Below are 26,402 nucleotides of genomic sequence, written 5' to 3'. Positions count from 1 at the left end.
GGCGTAACCTACTTGGAGTTCATCTCAAGATATTGAAGTGCACTGTACATCTTCTCCTGCTCTTCCGGTCGGCCTGATGAACTGAGGAAAGTGACCTGATCCCCTGTTCTGTCTCCATGTTGAGCCACCAGCCCAAGCCGCTGCTTCAGATGGTTCACTGTGCCTGTACTGCCATCAATAATCTGTATATGATCGGGCAGAACCGTGCGCAGAATGGACGTATAGAATGGATAATGCGTGCAACCAAGCACCACTGTGCCATACCCATGAAGATCGAGATCTGCCAGCTTGAACCGGAAATAATCAGCGATTTTGCCCGGATCAAAATCCAGCTGTTCACACCACTCCACAAGTTCCGGCAGCGCAATGGAATCCACACTGTGGTGATCATCAACACGCGATACCAGTTCGTTATACTTGGTTTGGCTCAAAGTGAGGGCCGTGGCAAATACAAGCACTCTTTTCCCACTGTCACGATTCATCTCCACGGCTGGTTTCACCGCAGGCTCCATGCCAATGATCGGGATATCGTACTTGGCGCGCAGATCCTTCACAGCCAGACTTGTTGCTGTATTACAAGCAATCACGATTGCTTGGACATCCTCCTGAATGATGGCTTCCACACAATCAAAAATATGTCCTCTAACCTCATCCGCAGACTTCGTTCCATATGGGACATGCAGGGTATCCGCGTAATACAGGAATTTTTCTTCCGGAAACTGTTGTAATGCCTGATGCAAAACGGTTAAACCACCGATGCCTGAATCAAAAAAGGCAATTTTCTTAGTCAAGGATTTCACCTCTATAATGTATTCTTTCGGGTTCCAAGAACCTCTCAATGCTGCTCATGCTGACTGGAGGTGAGGTTTGTACTTCCGGCTCATCACACACTAGAATGATAAACCATTATTCTACGTTCATTTTATACTGTCTGAGCCAGTCCTTGCCACTATGCCATGCCTCTACGGGGTTATGCTCTCCAAGCAACTCAGTACTTGCCTGAGCCATGATCCATTCCTTGAGACCATTATCCGGACTGGATTCGAGCTGCTGTAGCAGCAAATGCAATCCTTCCTCACCTGTATTCAAGATGTCGTTGTAAGCCTCCCGGTTACCAGCAATATAATCATTCGGATTGCTGCTGGTCAGGAGAACAGGGTCGCTAACCATCTGCTGCAGGTTGCTTTCAATGGTTGCTGATAATGCTTGGTCTTCTGTCCGAGTCGAACATGCAACTACCGTCAATGCTGTGCATACGGATAACAAACCCAGAATCAGTCTTCTGCGATTCACCGTCCCACTCCTTTCAACAACGAGTTAACGCAACAGATTCGGCTTTCATGCTCAAGCCCCGGCCAACTACAGAACAAGTTCCCATTGTTCTTCGGTAAGCTCCTGACCTGACAACATCTGCTTGCGGACTTCCTTCACTTCAAAGCCCACAGATTGATATAATCCACCCGCCCCTATGGGTGATAAATTCAGCAAAGCTATGATCATAATTATACTCGTTTCGATAGATTCGGATATGCGCATCAATGACATACTGCAGATCCTTTTGTACGAAAGTGCGGATCATCAGACATCACAGTCCTTCCTCAAATCTACAGTTGTGATACTGAAATCCACACCGAACTGAATTAATCCCAGTTTACGGGCAACTTGCTGTGAAGCGAGATTATCCCAAGATGTACTGTAGATTGGCATGCGTCCACGCTCCTTGACATAATACTGCCAGCACTTTACCGTCTCCGCTGCATATCCATGTCCTCTATAACCCGGTGCCGTATATAGACTCGCTTCCGCCCCATAATCGGAGAGCCTTGCGGAGCAACACACTGCCACAGCAGAATCACCAATAACATAAGCGGCAACAGGGCTTTTTTCATACAAGTGATCTGTTAATTCAGGGAAATTCTCTGCCACCAAATAATGCTGCTCCTGACCAATCAACTGAACCTTCTGATTCCACTCGTCAGATGACTCAGGAAAAGCATAGGCGGGTCCCATCCACACACGGTTAACTGGCTCAAAGGTTTCCACCTTGCGAATTAGTTTCGGAATATCCAACGGAAGCTCGCAATCCTTACCCAATTCATTCATTAAATCCGGCGGTAACTGCTCATGGTAATAGATCAGTGAACCAGCAGAAGTCATGCCGATAAAAATGGCTGGAGCCTGCCCACCACCCGGCTCGTTAATGCTTAATAGACGCTGCTGCTCATTGATTGTATACAACGTGCTCACCTGTATTTTCAACATTTCCATAGACGACAGGTTGGATTTTGGAACCATAACTATGAAGTTAACCTTTGCAATAATCGTTTGCCTTCACTGCCTTTACCAGCTTCTTGCTGCTCCAGAAAATCGGATAATTCACGTAAATCAGCCGGGCGATATCCAGCCCCGCACCCGCAATTATGATAGGTATAACCATGACGATACAACATCATCACTTTGGTCCATTGTTTGGTATCATTTTGCTTGGGCGCCTGGAAATCGTGTCCCATGCTGACCATAGACGTGGCACATTGTGGGCACTTATATTCAAGTTGGGCCACCACCTCAGGGCTTAGGTCATGTCTGGAAACTTGTTTAAATGATTTGCGACAAATGAAACATGCATAGATGTCTTTATATGGTCCTGACAAGGCATATCTGCACATCATCTGCACCCCCTTAATAATTTCCATTATACGGGATTTCACACACATATACGAATGGATTTTGCATATTTGCGAAAATCCAACCACTAACTCATTGACCTTAAATCGTAGCTTGTTTCCAGGCCTCACCAAGTTCCGCAATCGATGCGTACCGCTCGGACCGATCATCGCTCACTGCACGTATCACAACCTGATACAACGCTTCTCCGGCATCCCATCTCTCATAGGAACGATCTTTCTCCCCACCAAGCAACCCAAACGCCATTGCCCCCATGTTGAATACATTGGTAACCACATCTATGGGTGCGCCTAGCTCAAACTCTTCGGGTGACATAAAGCGGGAAGATCCCCACATACGCCCCATGGTATTGGTAAAAGAGCCCTTCCGATACAAGTCGATATCACAAATCTTCATAAAGTTTCTGTCAAAATCATAGATCAGACTGCCATCATACAGATCAACAGCTACATAACCTCTTCGTTCCACCTCGATATGAAAATCCAGAATCTGTTCCATCGCCCGAATGCGTGTCTCCACTGGAAGCTGTCTGAACCGATAATAGGGTGAACGCGGATCTTCATACTTGGCCGGAGGCGGAAAATACCAGTGGGAATGTAGACACTCCCCATCCACCCAATCGAATACACAGGCATAACCCTCATCCGTTGCAAAATGATCCGTTAGTCGAATCAACGTGTCATGCGCCAAATCTTCATAAACAGAAACAGATGATTTCAGATTACGAATGGCTTCCGGGGGACTTCCCGTATGATTCGCATGAATTGTATGTGCTCCCGCATATTTAACGAACAATCGTTTTCCATCCTTTTGCACGATACCGAAGGAGAGATTCCCTGAATCCTGCTGATCGAATACGCGAAAGACCGTACCCAAGGGCCGTAACCAATCGAAAGAATGAGACTCTTTTAAGACAAAGGAAACACCATCGATCTCATGTTCAACCTGATCTGTCATCGGACTCCTCCTGTGGTGATATCATCATCCAATCTTGAGGGCTCTGTATAAAAGTAATTCAAATGCGCCTCATCATATCCCTGACCGTTGACTTCCAATGCGTTACGCTCGATGCCGTAGACTTCAAATCCATATCGCTCGTATAAACGTCGGGCTGATTTATTGGTTGTCACTACACTCAGATTAATCTGCTTGATACCTTCCAGATGCCTTCCCCGATCCAGCACCTCGCGAAGCAAGCGTGAAGCCAGCCCACTTCCCCGATATGGTGGAGCAACATAGACGCCCCAGATCATGCCTTTGTGCCTGAGCTTTAGGCCGTACTCTCTTTTGAAACCCATCATTCCCGCCAAGGTTCCTTCTTCTGTGTATGCTCCCAGAATATAATCATCCGGTTCATTATGTATGCGCTCCTGCACTTCACTCATGGGGAGTTGAATGGACAACTCGAACGAAGCCCCGAAGGCTTCAGGATGTGTTTTCAGTGCTTCCAGTCGCAAAGGCCAGTAAATGTCTGCTTCATCCCGCTGAATATTGCGAATGGTATAGTGCTCTTGCTTTCGGCCTTCATTCATTCTTCGACCACTCCCTGCATCTCATAAGGATAATCGATCTGAAGTTTTACATTCGCTGCCGCTTCCTGTCCTGCGAGCAACCCAACAACATAAATCCCCAGATCAATGGACGTGGCTACTCCACCGGCTGTAATTACATTTCCATCTTTTACAATCCGCTTCTGAATCACCTCAGTGACATATGGCTCAAGCAAATTATATGCACGGGGATGTGTTGTTGCTTTTTTGCCAGATAAAAAACCAGCTGCACCCAGCAGCAGAGAGCCTGTGCACACCGAAACCTTCAAAGGCACAGACTCAGCCTGTTTCAGCCAACCTACAAATGCCTCGTCATATCGAAGCTTGCGCGTTCCCATGCCCCCGGGGATAAACACGAGATCATATTCCGACAGGTCAGGCTTCACCCGATCCACCTTCAACGTTAGACCAGACTCATCCGTGACCTGATCTGTCATGGCACAAGTTTCCCACGTCGTTCCTTTGGTAGGTTCAAAGAAATTCAACCGATTGACCACATCATAAAACCCTGCAAAATCAAGGAAAGTCAGTCCATCAAACAAAACGAATGCAATTTTCATTTCATTGGTCACCTCCGCGTTTTAATTTGGAGCATCCTGATTATGTTTCTGATTCCGATCCCGTTCCATTGCTTCCTTCACCCGGTCACGCGCTGGCAGCTTGCTATTGATATGAAAGAGCAGACCCACAATCGCAAGAAGTAAAATAATGACGATGAGTTCAAATATGGCTAACCCCTCCCATTCGGAAATTAAGCAATCGTGACTCGTACCTTATCTCTATTTTAATCCACGGGCGATAATCCGCTCCAGCCACTTCCAGGGTAGCAGTGCTTTACCTATGATGAGCACACGCGAACCTTTTCCGAGCGCATATCGAAGTCTTGGTGCACGCATCCGTGCAATTCGGCCAATCAGATCAGCTACCTCCTGTGGATCAGGTGCCGTCTCGCTCGCATGTTGGGAATAACGAAGAACCGCATCCAGCTTATGTTTATATGGAGAGTCCTCGTTTCTGTGAATTTCCCCCAGACCTTTATTCCAGATCGGCGTGCGATAAGCGCCTGGCTCAACCAGTACCACCCGAACGCCGAACGAAGACATCTCATGCCGCAGACTTTCGGTGAATCCCTCCACAGCGAATTTGGAGGCAGCATAGGGCGCATATCCTGGAAAACCGGATAAACCGCTGACGCTGGACAAGTTAACAATTAACCCCTGCTTCTGTTCACGCATCACAGGCAGGACGGCACGTGTCACAGCGATTAATCCAAACAGATTCGTTTCCATCTGGCGCCGCCAATCGTCCATCGATACTTCCTCAATGAACCCACCCACCGCAAATCCCGCATTGTTCACCAGCATGTCGATTCGTCCATTGGTTTGAAGAACGGTCCCCACCGCTTTGTCCACTGATACAGCATCGGTTACATCCAGTTGTACATATTGCAAACGTTCAGATATCCCAGCCTGCTCAGCCAGCCTTGCCAATTCTTCTTTCCGACTCAGATCACGCATTGTAGCAACAACGCGATACCCCTGCTTGGCAAGGGTGATTGCGGTAAGCATACCGAAACCACTGGAGGTACCCGTAATTAAAGCCACCGGAGCGTTCACTCCTCCCTTGGTCTTCTTCACTGCATCAAGACCCGTGTTGGTTCGTCCCTGCCCGTCCTTAGTTAAATGTTCCTCTGCTGTCACGGTGTGTCCTTCTTTCCTCGGTAAATTACTTACTTCCCGTTCCTACCTATACCGCACGGCCCCTACTGCTTAATCCGCCACTCCATTATGCCGTCTCTCCACCCTGCGCAGCTTCGTAAGTCCCGGTTCAAACGTATACGGTACAAATCTGATCTCAGGTAAGGTGCATTCAAGCCGCTCTCCCAGCTTCATCAGTTCCAGCAGTACATTGGTCTCTACGTGAGCCATCACTGCGCTCCCGCCAAGCCGAAGGGATACCTCCATTGTTCCGTCCCCTTGCTGCACCACACGATAATGTTCAATATCCGGCGAAGCCGCAATGACCGAACGGGTAACGAAATCTGGAAAGACAGGTACCGACTCACCCGTATGTAGTTGTGTAAAATAAAGCGTGTCATCACAGCGGCCTTCAATCCGCTCAATGGCAGTAAACGGGGAACCACAGGCACATGGCAGCGCCGCCTCGGTCAGAATATCATTCAGCCGATACCGGATGATCGGCTGTGATGTTCTGGAGAAGTCCGTAATAATGGGCACAAACCGCCGGGTGGCGGGATCAATGTACTCTTTTTCAATATGCACGATGTCTTCATTCAAATGCAGTGTGCCATAACGACAGGTCGCACCCAGGAACCCTTCTGTACACTGATAGACTTGACTAACGGTTTGTCCGAACACCTGCTCCAGCACCTTGCGATCCAGGGGGTCCAGCACCTCGGCAACCGAGATGATTTTATCCGGTACAGCAGTCAGTTGGCCTGCCACATAGGCATCCGCCAACAGACGCAGCATGGATGGAGGAGCTACCCATACAGTAGGTTGGTATTCTTCCAACCGTCTCACCAAGGTCTCCACACGCTCTAGCAGATCAAAATACTGAAACTGCAATTTGCCACGCTGCACCGATTCATACAGATTACTGTTGGCACGCAGGAAAAACGCAATCTTGGCAGGTTTCCTCAGTCCACCGGGCAGCAACTTAGCCAGCACTGTGCCCGTCCACGCATCCTGCTCCCGATCACTCACCAGAAATATCCCCCGGTTCCCTGACGTGCCCGAAGACAGTCCAACCGTCACGCCTTGAATGGAAGGTTTGAAATCACGCGTTTCTTCACTTTCACCTGCAAGAGCCAGCGCTTCGTCCTTGGTAATACCCACCGTGTTCAGTGTATCGAAGTGCTCCATCATGATTGATTTGTTAATCAACGGAAAGCTTCTCCAGTCGGATGCGTCCACGTCACCCCACCACTTCCGGTAAAACGGAGATCGGGCACGGATCTGATGAACATGCCGAATAACCCTGCGCTCTTGCCAGCGCTCCAGTTGTTCTCGCGTTTTCCACGTTCTCAGCCCACGTGCGAGGGCATAATGAACCACAATACGAAAGGTATTACTCATCGTTCCTGCCCTCCTGTCCCCCAAGCGTCCAGTACATCTCGACAATGGCTTGGCACAATACGAATATGGGAAAACTGCTGATACAGCTGAACCAGCTTGTCAAAATTACGGTGGTATTCCTGTCGATCAGACATAATAATGCCCGCGAGCGCATGAGGTCTGCGCTGTTCACGAAAAGCCCGACTTGACCACACCGCATCCGCGCAGAGAAAATAATCATGTTCTTCTGTACGCAGCAGGAGTCCCATCATACCTTCCGCATGACCGGATACATCCACTCCAAGCAGACTTCCATCACCAAAGATGTCGTAGACCTCTTCAAAAGGGAAAGCTTCCCCCGCTCTTATCCATCGCTCAGGCTGACGCGTAACAGGCATTGATCTGGCCTTAAAATCCTCGGGCAACAACCCGGCAAGAAAACCTGCCCTTACAGCCGCAATTGGACCGAGTGAGCGCACAGCATCATAGGCTCTTGGCAGATAGATGAATTGTGCCTCCGGGAAATCTCGTACACCTGCGATGTGATCACCATGAAAATGCGAGAGGATGATATACCGAATATCCGAAGCTTTCAGTCCAATTCGAGCCAAAAAATGAACGGCACTATCCTCTTCACGATAGACCACAGGTGTAATATGACGATACAGTGCGTTAGGCAAATGAGCCGTTTCCTCGAAAAAGCGGGAACTATATCCCGTATCCAACAGGATCGGTCCATGTACGGGATGAATGATGCAGGCAAATCCTGCCGGGAAATGTACTGGACTCAATCGACCACCACGCAGCGTCAGAAACTCTGGATGTGTACAGTAACCCGCCGCACCCAAATATAATTCTACTGGAGTTGTCGTCAGCATGATTCTGCCCTCCACCAGTCTGCAAATTGTTGTAATCCCTCTTCAATGGACACCCGAGGGACGTACCCCAATTGCTCCCTTGCATCCGTAATATCCAATGTCTGTGGAATAGATAAGGAGCCGACTGTATACCGTGTCAACGCAGGTTCACCCAACGCAGGAATATAGCCATGAACTCGCTCTAGCAACGCTGCCACACCATATGCCATCCGATAAGGAATGTTTCGACAACGCAAGGGCATATCCAGCATGCCAAACAGGCTGCTCACCAACTCACTGAACGCCCTTGGATCGCCATTGGAGATATTGTAGGCTCTACCAAGTGCTTCTGTAGAGGCATCGCGGCACAATAATAAGGCATCCACCACATTATCCACACATGTCAGATCGATTAACGCCTGTCCACCACCGATCATGGGCACGCCCGACTTCGCATTCGCTGCGACAATCCTTGGAAATAACGTCTGATCATACGGACCAAAAATGGCTCGCGGTCGAATGATGATCGACGGAAGCCCCTTCGCATGCCCCTCCATTACAACCTGCTCAGCGAGAAGCTTCGTGGCTGCATAATGATTGGCTGGTTTGGGTGGCAACGGGTCATTCTCATGTACGTTATATCGTGGTATGTAGTTAAAATATATACTTGGAGTCGAGACATGTATGAATCGCTGTACTTTATTATGCAGGCAGCCATCCATGAGGTTTTGTGTGCCTTCTACATTACTGCTATAAAAGTCACGATATTTACCCCATGGCGATGATAGTGCCGCACAGTGAAACACCATATCCTGTCCTGCACACGCTTCGTTTATTACTCCCTCATCCCGTATATCTCCATTCAGGAATCGGATTCCTGCCAACTCAAGTTCTGCACCAACCTTTGGCTGTCGGCCCATGCCAGTGACTTCCCATCCCTCTTTGGCAAGCCGCATCGCGAGGTGCCTGCCCAGACATCCCGTAGCTCCTGTAACCAATGCTCTATTCATTGTTGTTCACCGTTCCATTCTATGTCATGAGTCAAAGCTTCAGTCAGCGAGCACTTCTGCGATCTTGCCAGACGCCATGCGGCTAGCACCACTCCGAATTGTTCAAATACAGGCTGGATATCCTGCCCTACATAGACCACATCCCTGGTTCCACGCCATGCTGCTATCCATGCACGGCGCTTTCCTTTGCCTAAGATCTGCTGTACTCCACTTCCCAGCATGGGAAGCATGAGCATGGCTTTGCTGCCCGGTGCGGGCGTAATCATTCTTCCTTCCTTGACCAACGTCTCCGGTTCAGTCAGTGCACGCACCAAGTCATCTCCAGGGTGAAACAGATGAATCCCACTCGTTGCCCTCGGATTACACTCAATTGCGTATACTTGCCCATCCGGACCTTCTATAAAATCAAACCCAATCTGTCCACTAAAACCCGTTGCCTCAACAAATTGTCTCACCCACGCAAGGGCACCTTCATGTTCTACCTGTTCAAAAAAAACACTCGCTCCCACGCTACCTGTACGATAGCGACTGTCGTAAGTGGCATGTGCAACCAGTTGCCCTTCATGCGCTATGCTGTATGTACACAACATCTGACCAGGAATGTAGGCCTGTGCAACCCAAGGCGAAACAGAGGATAATTCCCCTTCTTCCGGTGGGTCGTTACGGATATGTCGACGGCTCTTTTGGCTTACGTTTCCTTCCTGATCAATCCCTGTCCCAGCGTCATCGGTCATGAATGTTGGCATGCGAACTTTGGCTGCAAAGCGGGAATACACCGGTTTCCACACCCAATCTCCTACTTTTCCCAGAACAGACTGAGCTTCCATCCATTCCTCCCGACTATGGATCAGGCGTGTATCCGGAACCGAAAGACCGAGTGACCCTGCAAGCTGGATAAAATCATATTTATGGTGCAGCTCATGCAGCTGCTCCAGAGTTGTAACTAGAACACGGCAATATGCACGCAGTCTGTCTGCCCCTTGAGCAACATAGAAGACTTCTTCACACATTGGGATCAGCAGGTCAATCTGCCAATCCTGAACCAACCGTTCCAACTCCGCCAGATACGCACCTGTGTCATGACGTGGCGACGGGACCACAGCAGACTGTTCCACTGCACGAGATAATCTGGTTAGATGCCGTACGGCACTCTCCGCAACATACACTTGGTGACCTGCCCGATGAAGCATGCGTGCCAGATCTAGCGTTACGGGAGCCCTTCCGCCTGTAAGCAGCACACGGAGAGAAGCAGCTGTACGATGTCCTGTTTCCCCAGATCTAGTAGTCAAAAATGAGTCCTCCCAATGATAATCCGGCAGCCGTGCCAATCATCAACACCCGATCTCCACGCTGAATACGCTGTTGTCTAATCGCTTCATGCAGACCCATCGGGATCGATGCCGCAATGGTATTGCCGTGATTTCGTGTGATGTCCATAAACCGATCTTCAGCAATGCCAAGCTTCTTGCGAATCAGTCTCATCGCCATGGCACTTCCCTGATGGGGAATAACCAATTGGAAATCCTCCATCTGACACCCAGTCGCCTGCAGCATATCACTGATGAATCCAGGCAGAAGTCTGGAAGCCATGCGGAAGATCGCCTGTCCATCCATATGAAAAAGGTAGGGCTCAGGCTGATCCGCCTTATAATTCGAAGCATGCAGCCGTGTACCTCCACCTGCAATCTCCGAGAAGCGAGCACCTCGGCTGTAGGTTTGAAGGGAAGCATGTACAATCTGCGACGAAGATCCTTCAGGCGAACGTTCAATAATGACGGCGGCCGCTCCATCTCCGAACAGGGCCGCACTTTCTTTATCAGACCAATTTAGTCCGGCTGAGGCAATCTCGGTGGCTACGAGCAATACTCGCTGGTAACGTCCAGCATCTACCATATAGGAGATCACATCGAGTCCGTTCAGGAAACTCAGGCAGGTTGCATCCATATCAAAAGCAGGTACGCCTGAATCTTGCTGCCCCATGGCCTGCTGGATAAATACCGCCGTACTTGGCAACGGTTGTTCCTTCGTGCCACTGGTACACACCAGACAGTCGATATCACTGAATTGTAATCCTGCATCCACCAGTGCAGCTTCCGCAGCCCGCGCGCCCATGAAAGAAGAGGTTTCTTCACCCGAAGCATAATGGCGCACACCTACACCTGTGGCTTTGCTGACCCAGCCCGCAGGCACGTCCAAGCGGCGATCCAGTTCCTCATCGGTGACTTCCTGTTCAGGCAGGTACTTCCCTGTTCCTGCGATCCTTACTCTTCTAAGTTGCATTTCCCCAACCTCTTTCTGTTCATCTGACTGATATATTTAAGTTCAGCTAATTGTATTTACACTTACACTGCGATGACAGAACAACTTTCCGATCGCTGTTATCCCCAGATTTTTTTGATTCCTTTCTTAAAAGGGAAATTCCGGGGATAAGCATATGCTTCCGATGCAGCTTTCTTTCAGAAAGCTTTTAGGCGAACGCTCCGCTTCTTCAAGTTATTTCTGCCCTCTCCGTTATCGTGTAATGTTTAGTTGAACATATATAACAAAAGGGCAGATGCCTCTGCCCTTCCTGTTGTGTTTTCTTTTGTATAAAGTGTCATTTCTTCTTATTCAGAATCTCGGCAAGTGCAGCATCCAGCGTACCGTATGTGAACGCGAATCCTTCTCTCTCCATTCGCTCGGGAATCACCCAACGACTTTTGAGAACCAGTTCCGTCTCGGTCTGAATGAAGCGTGCGCCCAGTTCAAGCATCCAGCGAGGAGAAGGCAGGCCGATCCGAACACCCATCTGTTCTCTCAGACGCGCCATTAGCTCGCGATTCGTCACCGGATGCGGAGAGGAAGCATTGAACACACCATTCAAGTGTGGATGCTCTTGCAGATAGATCACCATGCGAAACAGATCCTCGATATGAATCCAGCTGAACTGCTGCGTTCCTGCCCCTTGCGATCCTCCCAGTCCAAAACGGACGAGGTTCGTCATGGGCACCATCACACCACCCTCGCCCAGCACAATCGCAATCCGCAGTGCAATCTGACGCGTAGACGGCAGACTGAATTCAAAGAAAGCCTGTTCCCATGCCTTGGCAACGTCGACCGAGAATCCGGAGCCAATCTCGCCCTCTTTTTCCGTCATGGGACGATCTTCAGCATGTCTGTATATCGTTGCTGTACTCGAATTAATCCATAGTTCAGGAGGATGATTACAAGCCAGAATGGCTTCGCCGAGAATGCGCGTGGTACGGGTTCTGGATTCCAGAATGACTTTGCGATTCTCATCCGTATAACGGCAGTTCACCGATTTACCTGCCAGGTTAATCAACAATTCTGCTTCTTCCAGTGCCTCTATGATTCCCGCACGATCCTCCCAGGCAATATGACCGGGCTGACGCGAGATAATTATCACCTCATACCCCAGCTTTCTGAACCTTTGGGCAAAATCCTGTCCGACAAATCCCGTTCCACCAGCTAATACAACCTTCTTCACGGTATCCCCTCATTTCCCATACTGGGTAAAGAATTCGTAAGGTATAGATTGGAATGCTTCTATGCATGCAAAATGCAGATATTAGATTAACACCGCCGGTGACCCGTTGGTTTGATTTAATTCGCACCCAGGGCTGCGTACAAGCGATCCCGCTCTTCGATAGCCCATGCGTTTACAGGGTTTTGTTCCAGCTGATATCGGAGTTCATCATAAAAATCATGGATCATGAATCCGTCCGGCAAGTTCCCAAGCATCGCTGAAAAGTTGTACTCGGGCAGTGTTCTCTTTCCTTCACTGATCTGCTTCAACCAATCCATCCACTTTGCAAGAGTAAGCACTTCCTCCTGCCATAACTCAGCCTGTAACCCAAGCGCATCCTGAAGTTGCTCGTACGCCAATGGATCGGCGAAGACGCGGCAGGCCTGAACAGCCAGTTCGTACAACTCGGTCACTGCACGGCGTACCTCATGCTCAAGTTCGACCTCCAAGCCTCCCATGTAATCCTGAACCTGAATGCTCTGTCCATCATCGTATAATAGCGGTGTCTGGGCCAACAGGCGTACAATCTCTTCCATCTCGTGCATTGAAACTCGCTTCTGCTCATAGAGAGCAGGTAATTGATATGCTGTAATGATCATTCACTCCTACATCGTTCTTCTATTAATGACCTATATTATAACATGGTTTGGCAATCATCTATCAGGATAACTTGACTATCCACTACAAGTTGTAGTAGTTTATACGTACTACGTAGTGTAGTAATACGATCGTTATGGACGCATAACGATGTTAAGGAGTGTTCACTGTGAACCAGATTCAAAAATTATCCGAAACAGAAATGGAGTTAATGGTTGTTATATGGTCATGCGCCCCACCGGTCACCTCGACAGAACTATTAGACATATTTGCCGAGAAGGGGAAAGCGTGGAAAGCGCAGACCATGTCTACCTTTCTGTCACGGTTGGTGGATAAAGGCGCACTTACCGTCACGAGACGTGGACGGACCAATGATTATGTACCTCTTCTACAGCCCGAAGATTACAAACTACAGGAAACGCAACATGTTCTTGATGGACTGTATCAAGGTTCAGTCAAGAATTTGGTTTCGGCCATGTATGATGGCGACAAGCTTTCAGACGATGACATTTCAGAACTGAAAAAATGGCTTTCGGAAAAGTAGGTGCAGATGATGAACATCTTTTTTGAAATTCTGTGCAGCCTGACCGTGGCGGGAAGTATCGTTTCTGTTTGTATTTTGGCACTACGACTTATACCCATATCTGTTTTTCCGACCAAGTGGCTCTACAGACTCAGTAAACTGGCTCTCTTGTTTTATCTGTTCCCGGTATCTCTTGGCCTTTCATGGCTTTTGGATATTGCATTCCAAACGACATCAACTATACCGGGTACGAAGAATGCAGCAGCTTCGGGCGTACTTGCAGGAACGTTTATCCCGGAACAAACCATTTCGGTAACCACTGCCTGGTTCTTGTTATGCGGATGGGGCATTGGAGTCATCAGTTTTTCTGCATGGCAGGTGTACTGTTATCGGAGATTTCTGAATGAATTATCTCGTACACGCACCCCAGTCCTCCGTCATAGTGAGGCAGCTATACAGCTACCATTAATCAAAGAGGCTTTGGGTCTGAAAAGCAATATCACGCTTGCTCACAGCACCCTAGTACGTAGCCCTATACTGGTTGGCTTGTTTAAACCAACGATATATCTGCCACCCGAAAATACGGTGAAAATGGACATCAGCATGGTAATTCATCATGAGTTGGTACATCTGAAACATAAAGATCTGTGGGTCAAGGCTGTGACCTTGGGGGTTAGTGCCCTGCACTGGTTCAATCCCCTGATTCATACGATTCGCCGGGACATTCATACCTGGAGCGAGTTGGCCTGTGATGAAGATGTGGTGAAAGAGATGTCCCATGAAGAGCGAAGACGATATGGTGAAACGATTTTAAATGTGATGGCGGGAACAAAGAAAATGCCTGCTCAATTTTGTTCGTCCCTATCGGGTGAAGGCAAACAATTAAAAAGGAGATTGATGATTATGTTTAATGTAAAGAAACTGAAAAAGAAACATTGGATGATAAGTATGGGAGCCCTCCTGCTTATTACAGGAGTAAGTACGTCCACCGCAGTATGGGCATCAAACCATACGGTTAAAGTAGAGGCTGAAGCTTCTGAAACTGTGCCTGTTCCTTCTACTGATGGATCTTCTGTAATCGTAGCTTCTCCCAACAAGGTCGGAATTTCCGAAGCTGTAACTGCTCCTTCCACTTCCGAAACTCCTGAAATCGTGGCTCTCCCTGAGGATGAAGTTTCCGAAGCTGTGCCAGTTCCGTCTGCTACTGTACCTTCTACTACTGAACCTTCTGAGGCTAAAGTTGTAGAATCAGCCACTGTTCCCTTTACGGGTGAATCTCCTGAAATCGTAGCCGTTCCTTCGAATACCCAATCCCCCGAAATGGTAGCTCTCCCTGGGGATAAGGTTTCAGTAACTGTACCTGCTCCTTCAGAGAAATAACCTATACACTAAGGAGCAATAACATCCTTATATGCAAACAGGACGAAGCATAGATCTCCAGCTTCGTCCTGTTTTCGTTTCCTGTCATGTGCATTAGATAATTGTTTTGATCGTAGCAAAATATTCACGGATCATGTTGACGGGTTTCAGATAACCCGGTGACGGGGCCGATATGCCATATTCTGCCGCATAACCGTTCTTGGCAGCGATATACTTGGAGCGGAACATATGATAGTCACTGGTGACAATCATGATCTCAGGGTGTTCTAACCCGGATTCAAGAATGATTTTTTTGGAAAAGGCCAAATTCTCCTGTGTACTTGTGGAGCGATCTTCCATAATGACTTGGGCAGGGTTAATCCCCTGTTCAATCAGATAGTTTTTCATGGCGAGCGCTTCGGGAATCGATTCCCCCGTTCCCTGCCCACCCGATACAATGACGGGTGTCTGAGGGTGACTGCGAATGTAGTCCAAACTTGCATCCAACCTTTGTTTTAGGGTCATTGACAATTCCGTTCCACGGATGCCTGAACCCAGAATAATGACATAGTCCGCTTCTTCCGGATCATTCGCACCAAGCTGTGTGAATACAAGGGCTTCGATAATGACAAAAGAGACGACAGCAACGCTAATTCCGGTAAGGATAATCCGTTTCAGAATAACATGCTTCTGATAGTCAATCCGTCTTAGAACGATAAAAGCCACCGTGATCATTCCAAAAAACATGACTGGGAATCTTTGGCCCCAGAAGGCCAGGAACGCCACAAAACATGCCAACAGGACAAGATCAATGATCAGTCCATTTTTTTGTAAGAACTTTTTTATCAAATCCGTAGACACTCCTTCTTGTACCCGCTATTCCGCAAATCACTTATTATTCAAGCTGTTATTATCGTTAGTTTCGGCCATTGTTCCTGCCAGCACTTCTTCTGTACTCTCTGATTATAATAGTCAGCATCCGTGAAGAATGCACTTTTGCGGACTATAAGGTGATACAAATCATGCAAACCATGCGGAGCACAGATGTTCACCCGGTCCTCTTCATCTAATTGTACGCCTATAGCAGTTACAACTTCTGGCCAATAGCGAAGAGCATCTTCAGTAGAATGATAAGGAACTGTGCCATTGCGCAGATGCATTCTCGCCTGATTTTTGACCGACCACTTTGAATTGCCCGTCTCCTCACGAAGCTGTTGTTCGAGCTGTATGTCTCGCTCCTCACGCAAGTCTTGCGCATCATAATAGACAACATCAATATCGCTGTGAAGTTCACGAAGATCATATCCATGCAGAACATCCCAGATATAATTACGAATATATCCTGCACCTATGTAACTTTGAGGTAAATGAAGACTACGAACTCTCCGCAGGTCATGTATTAATTGCTCGTGTTTGATGATCGTCTGAATGAATAAGTCCTCATGTAACATATCTGCCTCCTGCAGTTTACCTCATTGTCCTCTTATAGAGATAAACTCTCGTTCCAATATATCATGTTTACCTGGCTGCAATAAAATGAACAACGCTTGAACATCCTCTGTAACTACTTCGAATCTCTGATCAATCACATCCAAATAACCCATAAACAACTTCGGTTATCCGAATGTTTATGGGTTACAATGATCGAGTTTGAAACGGTTAAAATTTATTTAATTGGTATCCAAATTTGTGGCGGTTGATTGGGGCCCGGGTATACTTCCAGCTCCGGCATATATGCGTGCTCATAAGGGTTGGATGGAAACCATTCCGAAATAATCTGTTTCCATAGAAGCTGCATACTCTCCGGCATCGGGCCTTTTACTTCAAATACGCTCCATTTGGAAGCGGGCATGGTGAAGCTTGATAATCCTTCCGGTACTTCACCATCGTAAGTTGTAGCAATCCAGTATTGCATCTGTTTCTCCTGTATTTCGCTCTGATCCACAACAACGCCAAGTAATCCTGGAATATCCCCGTTGTTCAGTTCAAATAAACGATCCTCTGTGCCGCTCGTCCACGCTTCCTGCCACATCTTCCCGATGCCTTGCAGATGTTCTTGATCTGCATAGGAGAAAGTTTGCTCTACTCCGACCAACGTAAATTCGGGATGTTCAACGATTTTATATTTCATCGGCTCTGCTCCTTTTAGACTCACTTGAATCACCAGACGATTATACGATTGGACAGTGTTACTATTCTTTCGAGCCTCACTGGGTGCGATCCCATGTTGTCTGCGAAATGCTTTGGAGAAAGATTCCGGTGTGTCGTAACCGTATTTAAACGCCAGATCAATGATTTTGTGATCACTTTGCAGAAGCTCATGTGCCGCCAGTGTCAATCGTCTGCGTTTTATGTACTCAGCTACAGTAACATCAGTTAATAAGGCAAAGGTACGTTGAAAGTGAAAAGGAGAGATATGGGCCTGCGCTGCAATCTGCTCCATCGTCATATTTTCGAGCAAGTGGTCTTCCATATATTGAATAGCGACCTGTAATGAGTTGATCCAGTTCATGTGATAATCACTCCTTGATGTCTAATATAACGGATAAACACCCCAATAACCTGTCATACTGTGCTTTCATTTGTCCGGTTTAAGCGCAGGCGATGTAGTTCATATAACACCTGCTCACAGAATTTGACAATGTAAACGATTTACTATAGCCTACGAGTATAATGATCGTTCTATCTTATTTTGAAGGGAGAGTATCACTGATCATGAGCAGCAAAAAGGAAATGCTTTTGAACGTGGCTGAAGAATTGTTCTACCTTCACGGTTTCCATTCCGTCGGTTTAAAGCGGATTATCACGGATGCCGGGATTGCGATTATGACGCTATACAATCATTTTGAGTCGAAGGATGATCTCATCGTCCAGGTGCTCCTACGGCGCGAACAGCGTTATTTGGAACAGCTCAGGCAATATGCAGACAATAAAGCACAACCCATGTTCCTCAATCTGGCTGAAGGACATGCAACTTGGCTGAAGGAACACGAATCAAGAGGTTGCTTATTTCTACGTGCCAAAGAAGAATTCGGAGGTTATACAGATCATATCATCGTCCAAACAGTGAATGCGCATAAAAGACATATGCGAACGTTAATCCAAACATTGGCGCCTGCTGCAAGTGATCGAGATCTATTGCGCTTCTCCCTGCTACTGGAGGGTTCCACGGCACTTGCTGAGACAGAAAATGTAAATGACGTCTGCCGTGAACTGATCCATATGACGCAAACCAGTTTCAAATAAAGCTATTCCGGGTGAGTTAATATTTCAACTCACTTTTTTATTTCATAAGAAATATAATGATCGTTCTATCTAAAAGGCGGTGGATTAAATGAAAAAAATTATCTTTCCAGGCATTGCACTAATCGCTGTATGTTATGCATTTGGGCGATTCAGTTATGGACTGTTTATGCCGGAAATTTCGGAAGCCTTACAATTAAATGATGCAGCCTCTGGCGCGATTAACTCAGGAACGTATATTGCCTACTGTCTGTCCCTTCTAACTGCACCACTGTTGATTAATCGCAAGGGACATCATTATGTCATTCAATTGGCAGGAATCAGCGCAGTGATCGGATTAACCGGCATTGCCCTGGCTCAGAATGCATGGGTTCTTACATTTAGTATATTTCTAGCAGGTTTGAGTACAGGCTGGGCCTCTCCAGCCCTCGGTAACACGGTTAATGCCGAGCTTGCTCCCGAGCTACAAGCAAGAGGCAACAGCTGGATTAACACAGGGACCAGCTTCGGGATTGTAATATCAGGTCCACTCTACTGGCTGTTCACGGATTACTGGCGTCTAACCTACATCCTGTTTGCTGTAATCGGTGTTGTGGTTCTTTTGTGGAACAGACGTGTTATTCCGGCAACCAAGACACTGCCTTGTACCAAGTCTCTCTGGACATGTATGAAACCTACCAGACCAGGGTCCGCCCTGCTCATGGCTTGTCTGTTGACAGGTTTCAGTTCTGCAATCTACTGGACTTTTGCCCGGAACTTCCTCACAGACGAGAAAGGGGCCTCCGATTCGGAAGCCGTGTTGTTCTGGATTGTGATGGGGGTTATGGGGATACTCGGTGGATGCGCCGGTCGCATTATTGAACGGTTCGAGATTGGGTGGTCCTACCGAATGGGCATACTTTTATTGGCGATCTCACTGGGGGTAATCCTTCTTCCATCCATGACTGCCAGTCTCATCTCTGCGATCATATTTGGCAGCACGTATATTTTCCTGACCAGTGTATTTATCGTTTGGGCGACGAGACTATTCAGTCCAAATGTGTCCATCGGAATTAGCCTTGCCTTTCTCGCGCTGGGTGTTGGGCAATTCCTTGGCTCATCCATGGCAGGTTATACGATCGAAGTGTTTTCCAATACAACGGCATTTCTGGCCTTTGCTGTACTCGGCCTGTTTGGATTGTTAATTCGGGCGAAATGAATGACAGAACAACCTTCTGATCCTGTTATTTTACCCGGCGAACACTTCCGGTCACTCCATGTTGAAGCTGTACGTCTGTAAAAGTAACCGTGGTCCCTTGCCCAATGGGGGATTGGGCTACAATACCAACTTTGATCTCTTCCGGGCAGTCGAGTCCGAAATAACGAACCAGCTTCCACTTCTCTCCATCCTGAGAATAATGGAAAGCAAAGCTCTTGCCTGCCCGGGCTACACGTAAATAAGGCTTGTTAACGTCTACGGGTGCTGATACACAATCATCCGAGTTACCACGAGTAACAACACTAAGAATAGACGGCTGTTCTTCAAAATATTCGAAGCAGACTTTAGCCCAATTCGTATCGTCCACCCTCACCATCAGGCAGCCTGAGTCATACTGTTCTTTCATGTCCACCTGTACTCGAGTGACGATGCTGAAATCTCCCTTGACTATCGTATGTAAAAATGGAGCTGAAGCTTTCACCGGCTCACCTCCCGGATCAATGAAAAAGTCACTGATCGGCGAAACAGTTATCGTTACTTTGCCGTCATCAATGGACCAATCTGCTGGCTCGTTCAGCCATCTCAGGTTGGCGGATAATGTTTGACCTGAACAATGTTCGAATAGATTCGTCATGTGGCACACCCTTTGTGTTGGAGTATAAGTTCTCTAATTTCTCTATTTGTATTCGGTATATGTCATGGTTAATCCTGTAGGTTTTACATCAAGTTCCCATCCTTGATATCAGTTGAAAGAAATCGTCATTATTAACAAGGTAATTTTATCCAAAATATGATAAACTGGACAAACGAGATTACTTCAATAATTTGAATCACAACAGGAGGTCATCGTATGTTTGGTGTTAATGTGAAAAAAGTAGAAGATCAACTGGTCATCCGCTGGCAGTTCTCCAAAATTGAAATTCCCCTCACACATATCACATCGGTCACCCTGGATGATACGTACGGTGGAAGCGAACCATCTGCCATTCGGCTCGGTCCAGTCAATGGCACAAGCGAGAGGATTCTGATCCGTACAGTGAATCAATCGTATATTTTATTCACTTCGAGCGTGACTTTATATCCCAATATCCAAGCTATGTTACACCCGTCAAACTAGATTGTTGCTCGAACCAGATTTTCATGTTTCTCGGAAGAGGGCCCCATGTACATATGCACACCAACAAATGAAGCGTTAGTATTCGCTGTAAGAATTAATGCGAATACTAATGCTTCATTGATTCCAATTTAAGTTGAAAGTGGGGTTCTTATAGCCAACTCCACTTCGGTAACTGATCGAGCGTAATAACCTTTGCGCTATGGTACACTTCCTTCAAAAATGCCACATCATTATGCGTCCCGTCTCTCAGGAATCCACCTGTCCAGGTACAGAACCAACTCCAGTGTACATCCTGTTCCTTCATCTGCTTGGGGTCCGGAATGGAGCCATTCTCGGCCAGTGCAATGATTTTTCTATCCTTCACAAGCTCACGCAGGTTGGCGTAACGCGCAGCCAACGGGCTGTGGTCTCCTGCTTCCGGGTATACATCCACACTGACAATATCCACGACATCATCACCCGGATACCATTCCGGTTTTTCCGAGTTCCAGACCCAGATGAGATTGTTCAGCTGATGTTCTTGAACCAATCGATCATACAACAAACAATATAGCTGTTTGGCAGGTTCGGGGCCTTTCGCTCCCCACCAGAACCACCCACCTTCTGCTTCATGAAGCGGTCGAAATAATACAGGTACACCCGCATCCTTCAACTCTTGCAAGTGAACTGCAATCGCATCGATATCCCGGATCAATAACTGATATGCTTCCGATTCAGTATCAGCAAGCGCATAGGCCAGATCATAGGTTGTGGCATCCGTATAGAACCCCCGCCACCACTCTTTACCTGGTTCATTGATCAGATCCGTCGGTGCGTTCCAGTGCCAGCATAACGTCACAATCCCGCCTTGTCTGTGCCAGTCCATCACATCCCGAATCTCCTGGGAGACCGCACCACGCTCTGTTCTTGAAGGGGAATATTCCATGAGATCAAAGCCAATCACAGCTGGCTTTCGGCCTGTATTTTCATTAACCCAGTTAAGATTGCTGTAATCCTGCTGGCCTGATAACATTCCTTTTCGATAACGCTCGACCAGGAACGCCATCAGCTCTTTTGCTTCAGCTGACGCTGCTTTATTCACCGGAACTCTGCTGATCTCACGCACTGTCATCTCTACACCTCCAATTGGATTTACCATGTTAACCCACTACACCAGAACGTTCAATGCTCTCAACGAAATAGCGCTGAACAAACAGATACAGAATAATCAGCGGTGCAATAGCCAGCAAAATGCCTGTATCCACGATCATCGCCACATAGTTCGGATCAGCCTTGATGCCCGAGTTAGAACCAAAGCCCATCAGTTGCGGAATCAACTGGTTCGCCTGTGCAGGCAAGGAAGCCACCTTCAGGGAGATCAGTGGACTTTCACTCATGAATAACGCCGAATAAAACGTGTCATTGTACTGCCAGACAAACGAGAACAAAATGACCGTAATCAGCGGCGAGATTGCATTGGGCAGCATGATACGGGCAAAAGTTTTGAATCCACCTGCGCCGTCAATCAGTGCAGCCTCCTCGATCTCCTTCGGCATGCCCTTGAAGAACTGACGGAAAATATAGATGAACAGCCCCGCCTTCAGCCCTCCCGCCGTAGCAGCCGTAATCATTGAAGGCCAGTACGTATTGAGCAGGTTAATGCCGTTCTTCCCCGTGAACAACTGGATAATGCCCATAAAGTCAAAGCTACGGAAATGCAGATACATCGGTACCATAAGCGTACTTGTCGGCACCAGAATCGTCAAAATCACCAGCACAAAGAGCACATTACTACCCGGAAACGAAAACCGGGCGAAGCCGTATCCGGCAAGTGCACAGGATATGGCTGTCAGAAGCGTTGTGATGGTAACGAACAATAACGTGTTCGCCAGCAAAGGCAGATAATCCATCACTTGCGCCGCTAGCCGGATATTATCCAGCGTAAAATGCTGAGGAATCATATAGATCGTCGGATTGTAGATATCCTGCTTATCCTTGAACGCAACTGACACTTTGAGAAATAACGGATATAAAATAATAAATGAAATGCCGATGACCAGTGCATATCTGAATATGGAATAGAGAAGGTCCGATGTCTTGTTTCGCACCCGCTGCATGTGGTAATTCTGTTTGGGAACCACCACCATGCGATCTGTTCCTGACGCAGCCATAATCTGAAGCCTCCCTCAACGTTAACCGTCAGTTGTAATGAACCCGCCGTGACAACACCCAGCCCACTACGATCAGTACAAGGCCAATCACCAAGGTATATAACCAGGACATCGCCGAGCTTAAGCCAAAGTTCTGGGTTTTGAATGCGGTCTGATAGATAGCTTGTGTGACCGGACTTCCGGCAAAGGAATCAATAATGGTATAGATGACATTTGTCAGAATCAACGGACTGACCATGGGAAATGTAATCTTCCAGAATGATTCATAGGCTGTCGCCCCTTCGATCTTTGCAACCTCATACATCGATCCCGGTACCGATTGCAGCGCGGCGAGGAAGATCAGAATCTGGACACCAGAGCTGCTAATAATCTCATAGATCCGCATGATGGCTTCTACAATGTAATCCACATAGGCCATCGGCAATCCCACATCCGCCAGCATACGCACAATGGATACCACATTGAACGAAGCCCCGCCATCAGCAGATGCATCGACCGCACTTGCATCTCCCATCAGATTGATTAATCCCGCAGACTCAGCTGCTGCAACTGCACTGGAAGCCAGAATAACCGGCAAAAAGAAGATTGCACGCGCCATCGTTCTGCCTCTGAACTTCTGGTTAAGCAGTGTCGCCGTGAACAAACTGAAAAACAGTATCATCGGCACATTCAGCAGCATTGCTCCAACCGAATCAACCAGAATCCGGTTGAACGTCGCGTCAACCAGAAGCGCATCCTTGAAATTTTTAAATCCGACGTATTCCAGGACGTATCCGCCCGGAGCAACAGACAGGTTACTCAGGCTGAACCTGATGGATTGCAGGAGTGGCGTGGCAAAGAGGAAGATGAAACCGATCAGCCACGGCGATATAAATGCAAGTCCAAGCAGCGCTCTCCGTGACTTCAGCGATAATCGAATAGTTCTCATCGGTTCACTCCTTCCACCACATAGTCCGTCCCGCCAACCGTTGTCCCATCCACGGTTACTGCATCCGCATTGTAATTCACAAGGATGGATGTACCCCCAGTATAGGTGATCCGGACCACGCCATCCTGAATGCGTTCATGCTTCAGGATCTGCTCATTCTCCAGTTCTCCCAGCACTTCATTAGCCTGCTTATACAAAGCAACAGCATCATCCACCCAATAGCCATACTCGGTTGCGTATGCCGAATCATAATTCGTCAGCTTCAGCTTGGATGATGGTTCATAGGTCCATTGAAAATACGGAGCTGCCCCAAGTTCCAGACTGCGCAGTAACTGTTTGCGGAGATCCTGATCCCCCGACGTGTTCATCGGAGATGCTGCGTAGTTCATGTACCCATGAATGACCATCGCATAAAAAGGAACTTCTTCATCGGTAATATTGAACCGACTCGACCCTTCGGGTACATTCACAACATGTTGTGCACTTCCCCAAGCGTAGCTATTTGCTGCGGATACCATCAGGTTCGGATAGGACTGTGCCAACTTGCCAAGTTGCTCCTTCACAATGTTCTTCGCCGTCTCCCGATGAATCACCCGACTATCCCGATAATCTGAAGTCAGGACTTGCCCGAGATCACGAAGGGATAATCCGCCAAGGTCCAGTTGATTGAATTTGTCAGCAAACTCACTCACTACATAAGGCAGCTTGGCCGCTGAGAGCAAATAATAGCTGTCCCTACTCTGATCCATGCGATTAAGTGCAGGATTGTACGGATACAGTTCTGCTGTCTCCTTTGTGACAAAACGCGCTGCATCCGAGGAAGGAGCAAAGCGCATATCATCGTGATAAATGTGCTGGAAAGCCACATCCGGGAACAGAGATCCACCCGACTGCTCCAGCTTGGTGGACAACGCCTGCAATTCGGAACGACTGCCCACTTCACTGTCCAACTTCACCTGGGTTGGCGTATGATGACTGATGCCACCTCCAAACCATCCCTGATACCGCATTTGTACGCGGTTCACACCATCCTGCTGTAACTTTGCTGCCATTTCTGTAGCCTGTTCGTACGTGGTCATGGCTAAAGTGGTCCGATAGGGTACACTCAGAAACGAAGCCTTTTTGTCCACTGCACCAAGCACATCCACATAGAACGGCAACTCCGTCTGTTCTGTGAGCGGCTTCAATACATCCTGCTCGATCAACTGCTGCTGATACAGACGGGCCATACCCGAGTAACTGGCATCTTCTCCATGAAGGAAATGATAACGGACCTGAATATCTCCACGGAAAGGCTCATCGCTAAGTAGCTGAATCTCCTGCATTTTCTGCGAGGTGTACATCTCCAATTCATCCTCACCCCGCAGGGAGAAGGTCGCGTGTACATGGTTGTAGCTATTCTGTCTGCCTCCAATATCTGCGGAGATACTGGCAATGCCATCCCCTTTTTCAATGACTGCAAACCAGGCATTCTCCCCGTTCTTCAGACCAAACACAGGCATATACGCGGATTCACTAACCTGAGGACGACTGAGCGAATTATCATTGGGGTCTGCGCCGTATACGCGCTGTACATACTGTTCTTCCTGGGTTTTCCCGTTGTTCAGGTGGATCAGACTGCCTGAACCGTCAGGTACGAGCATGTAGCCCTTACCCTTCGTATCCGCAGCACCAAAATAAGCGAGCAAATCAATATTCCGAATGCGGTATTGCCCACTTTCCTCTATCTGGCTCAGAGGCACGGTCACAACAAGTGCTCCCTGCTCCAGTCGGTATTCCACAGGAATCACGAAGCTGGGTTTATCCGATACACCTCCGCCTTCGACACCATTCTCCTGATTGTCAAAAGCCAGATCGTCCGCCGTGTAACCCGCCGTCTCAAAGGCTGCCAACATCTTGTTCAGCACAAGTTGCTTCGAGATCTGTCCATCCAGCCGCTCCAGAATATCCGGATTGTTCTTGGTTGGATAATAACGGGCAGATGTGTATCTTGCGACAGTAGCGTCCAGTTTGGAAAGCACTTTCTCCTCCAGGCGCTGCTTGCTAATCAACTTCGGCAGTGCGTCAATGCCAAGCGACGTATCACCAAGCGTATAGTTCACCCGAATCCCCTGATCGATCTGCCCCACAGTGAATTGCTTGTTGCTGATGCTGGAACTGAAATTCGGGAAGTTCTCCAGTGTTCCCATCGCATCCCGGAAAGACACGTTCAGCTGGGAGGACAGCACTTCTTTTTCATATGCGGAAGCGAGACTATCCCCATCCCGTTCTTTCGGGTTGCTATACCAGATCTCTCCACTTTTTCCGTCACGTACTGCAATTTCTGTTGTCTCCTCGTTGTAGTACAGGGCCAATCCCTGATCTTCGGCGACCAGTTGCATACCAGGCACCCCCTGCGAAGAGTCGTCAAGGAATTGCAACGGTTCCTCCGTGACGGGCATGGCTTGGGTTGTTGTATCCAGATAAGCCGCAGCTTCCACGGCTGGAACCCCCCTGTTGTTTATATACAGCAGCCCCGCTGCAATCATGATTACAGCTGCACCACCAGCCAGCACCGTATATAGTCGTTGCCTTTTGTTCAC

The 26,402-nt window shown here is 47.9% G+C and carries 29 protein-coding genes; 5 read left to right on the top strand and 24 right to left on the bottom strand.

Features of this window, described 5'->3' with window-relative positions:
- Positions 1 to 8: 8 nt before the first annotated feature.
- The 16 genes from murI to MHB43_RS08785 form a co-directional block, all read right to left on the bottom strand.
- A complete protein-coding gene (gene murI, locus MHB43_RS08860; protein ID WP_405131781.1) occupies positions 9 to 791 on the bottom strand; it encodes a glutamate racemase in 783 nt (260 codons plus the stop codon).
- Positions 792 to 906: 115 nt separating this feature from the next.
- Positions 907 to 1,293, bottom strand: a complete 387-nt coding sequence (locus tag MHB43_RS08855) for a hypothetical protein (protein ID WP_405131780.1) — start codon at positions 1,291 to 1,293, stop codon at positions 907 to 909.
- A 66-nt stretch (positions 1,294 to 1,359) separates the two neighbouring features.
- Entirely contained in the window at positions 1,360 to 1,500 is a 141-nt protein-coding gene (locus tag MHB43_RS08850; RefSeq protein ID WP_221822843.1) for a hypothetical protein, read from the bottom strand.
- A 78-nt stretch (positions 1,501 to 1,578) separates the two neighbouring features.
- Entirely contained in the window at positions 1,579 to 2,238 is a 660-nt protein-coding gene (locus MHB43_RS08845) for a GNAT family N-acetyltransferase (RefSeq protein WP_405131779.1), read from the bottom strand.
- A 59-nt stretch (positions 2,239 to 2,297) separates the two neighbouring features.
- The gene (locus tag MHB43_RS08840) at positions 2,298 to 2,669 is read right to left on the bottom strand and encodes a hypothetical protein (RefSeq protein ID WP_405131778.1); all 372 of its coding nucleotides are present in this window, start codon (positions 2,667 to 2,669) and stop codon (positions 2,298 to 2,300) included.
- Between the two features lie 97 nt (positions 2,670 to 2,766).
- The gene (locus MHB43_RS08835) at positions 2,767 to 3,642 is read right to left on the bottom strand and encodes a serine/threonine protein kinase (RefSeq protein ID WP_405131777.1); all 876 of its coding nucleotides are present in this window, start codon (positions 3,640 to 3,642) and stop codon (positions 2,767 to 2,769) included.
- Positions 3,639 to 4,217, bottom strand: coding sequence for a GNAT family N-acetyltransferase (locus MHB43_RS08830; RefSeq protein WP_405131776.1), 579 nt, complete (start codon positions 4,215 to 4,217; stop codon positions 3,639 to 3,641). The genes MHB43_RS08835 and MHB43_RS08830 overlap by 4 nt, the downstream gene beginning before the upstream one ends.
- Positions 4,214 to 4,795: a DJ-1/PfpI family protein gene (locus MHB43_RS08825; protein WP_405131775.1), complete on the bottom strand. Its 582-nt coding sequence runs from the start codon at positions 4,793 to 4,795 to the stop codon at positions 4,214 to 4,216. Before MHB43_RS08825 ends, MHB43_RS08830 begins: the two co-directional genes overlap by 4 nt.
- A 219-nt stretch (positions 4,796 to 5,014) precedes the next feature.
- On the bottom strand, positions 5,015 to 5,935 hold the full coding sequence (locus tag MHB43_RS08820; RefSeq protein ID WP_405131774.1) for an SDR family oxidoreductase: 921 nt from the start codon (positions 5,933 to 5,935) through the stop codon (positions 5,015 to 5,017).
- 69 nt (positions 5,936 to 6,004) lie between these two features.
- Complete coding sequence (locus tag MHB43_RS08815) at positions 6,005 to 7,333, bottom strand: F390 synthetase-related protein (RefSeq protein WP_405131773.1); 1,329 nt, start codon at positions 7,331 to 7,333, stop codon at positions 6,005 to 6,007.
- Positions 7,330 to 8,190: an MBL fold metallo-hydrolase gene (locus tag MHB43_RS08810; RefSeq protein ID WP_405131772.1), complete on the bottom strand. Its 861-nt coding sequence runs from the start codon at positions 8,188 to 8,190 to the stop codon at positions 7,330 to 7,332. The genes MHB43_RS08815 and MHB43_RS08810 overlap by 4 nt, the downstream gene beginning before the upstream one ends.
- Positions 8,184 to 9,179 (bottom strand): NAD-dependent epimerase/dehydratase family protein, encoded by a 996-nt coding sequence (locus tag MHB43_RS08805; protein ID WP_405131771.1) that lies wholly within the window; start codon positions 9,177 to 9,179, stop codon positions 8,184 to 8,186. The genes MHB43_RS08810 and MHB43_RS08805 overlap by 7 nt, the downstream gene beginning before the upstream one ends.
- Positions 9,176 to 10,468, bottom strand: coding sequence for an ATP-grasp domain-containing protein (locus MHB43_RS08800; RefSeq protein ID WP_405131770.1), 1,293 nt, complete (start codon positions 10,466 to 10,468; stop codon positions 9,176 to 9,178). The genes MHB43_RS08805 and MHB43_RS08800 overlap by 4 nt, the downstream gene beginning before the upstream one ends.
- Entirely contained in the window at positions 10,458 to 11,459 is a 1,002-nt protein-coding gene (locus tag MHB43_RS08795; RefSeq protein ID WP_405131769.1) for a beta-ketoacyl-ACP synthase III, read from the bottom strand. The genes MHB43_RS08800 and MHB43_RS08795 overlap by 11 nt, the downstream gene beginning before the upstream one ends.
- 316 nt (positions 11,460 to 11,775) lie before the next feature.
- A complete protein-coding gene (locus MHB43_RS08790) occupies positions 11,776 to 12,666 on the bottom strand; it encodes a TIGR01777 family oxidoreductase (RefSeq protein WP_339183400.1) in 891 nt (296 codons plus the stop codon).
- Positions 12,667 to 12,782: 116 nt separating this feature from the next.
- Positions 12,783 to 13,304 carry a hypothetical protein gene (locus MHB43_RS08785; protein ID WP_339183398.1) on the bottom strand — a complete coding sequence of 174 codons (522 nt, stop codon included), beginning with the start codon at positions 13,302 to 13,304 and terminating at the stop codon, positions 12,783 to 12,785.
- Positions 13,305 to 13,471: 167 nt separating this feature from the next.
- Here MHB43_RS08785 and MHB43_RS08780 point away from each other — a divergent pair, with 167 nt between their 5' ends.
- Both MHB43_RS08780 and MHB43_RS08775 read left to right on the top strand, forming a co-directional pair.
- Positions 13,472 to 13,846 carry a BlaI/MecI/CopY family transcriptional regulator gene (locus tag MHB43_RS08780; protein ID WP_221822817.1) on the top strand — a complete coding sequence of 125 codons (375 nt, stop codon included), beginning with the start codon at positions 13,472 to 13,474 and terminating at the stop codon, positions 13,844 to 13,846.
- 6 nt (positions 13,847 to 13,852) lie between these two features.
- Positions 13,853 to 15,205 (top strand): M56 family metallopeptidase, encoded by a 1,353-nt coding sequence (locus MHB43_RS08775; RefSeq protein ID WP_405131768.1) that lies wholly within the window; start codon positions 13,853 to 13,855, stop codon positions 15,203 to 15,205.
- Positions 15,206 to 15,298: 93 nt separating this feature from the next.
- Here MHB43_RS08775 and MHB43_RS08770 read toward each other — a convergent pair whose 3' ends face one another.
- The 3 genes from MHB43_RS08770 to MHB43_RS08760 form a co-directional block, all read right to left on the bottom strand.
- Positions 15,299 to 16,033 (bottom strand): YdcF family protein, encoded by a 735-nt coding sequence (locus MHB43_RS08770; protein WP_405131767.1) that lies wholly within the window; start codon positions 16,031 to 16,033, stop codon positions 15,299 to 15,301.
- 50 nt (positions 16,034 to 16,083) lie between these two features.
- Positions 16,084 to 16,635 carry a nucleotidyltransferase family protein gene (locus tag MHB43_RS08765; RefSeq protein ID WP_405131766.1) on the bottom strand — a complete coding sequence of 184 codons (552 nt, stop codon included), beginning with the start codon at positions 16,633 to 16,635 and terminating at the stop codon, positions 16,084 to 16,086.
- 215 nt (positions 16,636 to 16,850) lie between these two features.
- Entirely contained in the window at positions 16,851 to 17,696 is an 846-nt protein-coding gene (locus MHB43_RS08760; protein WP_405131765.1) for an effector binding domain-containing protein, read from the bottom strand.
- Positions 17,697 to 17,899: 203 nt separating this feature from the next.
- Between MHB43_RS08760 and MHB43_RS08755 the strand changes: the two genes are divergently transcribed.
- Positions 17,900 to 18,430: a TetR/AcrR family transcriptional regulator gene (locus MHB43_RS08755; protein ID WP_405131764.1), complete on the top strand. Its 531-nt coding sequence runs from the start codon at positions 17,900 to 17,902 to the stop codon at positions 18,428 to 18,430.
- An 88-nt stretch (positions 18,431 to 18,518) separates the two neighbouring features.
- The gene (locus MHB43_RS08750) at positions 18,519 to 19,625 is read left to right on the top strand and encodes an MFS transporter (RefSeq protein WP_405131763.1); all 1,107 of its coding nucleotides are present in this window, start codon (positions 18,519 to 18,521) and stop codon (positions 19,623 to 19,625) included.
- A gap of 25 nt (positions 19,626 to 19,650) precedes the next feature.
- Here MHB43_RS08750 and MHB43_RS08745 read toward each other — a convergent pair whose 3' ends face one another.
- Complete coding sequence (locus MHB43_RS08745; RefSeq protein WP_405131762.1) at positions 19,651 to 20,259, bottom strand: DUF1349 domain-containing protein; 609 nt, start codon at positions 20,257 to 20,259, stop codon at positions 19,651 to 19,653.
- Between the two features lie 216 nt (positions 20,260 to 20,475).
- Between MHB43_RS08745 and MHB43_RS08740 the strand changes: the two genes are divergently transcribed.
- On the top strand, positions 20,476 to 20,742 hold the full coding sequence (locus MHB43_RS08740) for a hypothetical protein (RefSeq protein WP_339183382.1): 267 nt from the start codon (positions 20,476 to 20,478) through the stop codon (positions 20,740 to 20,742).
- A gap of 148 nt (positions 20,743 to 20,890) precedes the next feature.
- Here the strand turns inward: MHB43_RS08740 and MHB43_RS08735 are convergent, their stop codons facing one another.
- The 4 genes from MHB43_RS08735 to MHB43_RS08720 are packed head-to-tail and all read right to left on the bottom strand — an operon-like array spanning position 20,891 to position 26,402.
- Positions 20,891 to 21,853 (bottom strand): glycosyl hydrolase, encoded by a 963-nt coding sequence (locus MHB43_RS08735; RefSeq protein ID WP_313771482.1) that lies wholly within the window; start codon positions 21,851 to 21,853, stop codon positions 20,891 to 20,893.
- Positions 21,854 to 21,881: 28 nt separating this feature from the next.
- Positions 21,882 to 22,892 (bottom strand): carbohydrate ABC transporter permease, encoded by a 1,011-nt coding sequence (locus MHB43_RS08730; RefSeq protein ID WP_221822787.1) that lies wholly within the window; start codon positions 22,890 to 22,892, stop codon positions 21,882 to 21,884.
- 28 nt (positions 22,893 to 22,920) lie between these two features.
- Positions 22,921 to 23,820, bottom strand: coding sequence for a carbohydrate ABC transporter permease (locus MHB43_RS08725; protein ID WP_076209260.1), 900 nt, complete (start codon positions 23,818 to 23,820; stop codon positions 22,921 to 22,923).
- Positions 23,817 to 26,402, bottom strand: coding sequence for a DUF5696 domain-containing protein (locus MHB43_RS08720; RefSeq protein WP_339183377.1), 2,586 nt, complete (start codon positions 26,400 to 26,402; stop codon positions 23,817 to 23,819). Before MHB43_RS08720 ends, MHB43_RS08725 begins: the two co-directional genes overlap by 4 nt.

The sequence above is a fragment of the Paenibacillus sp. FSL H8-0317 genome, from assembly GCF_045040685.1.
Taxonomy (GTDB): Bacteria; Bacillota; Bacilli; order Paenibacillales; family Paenibacillaceae; genus Paenibacillus.
Note: the sequence above shows the minus strand (reverse complement) of the source record. Positions and strands in the feature narration are given on the sequence as shown.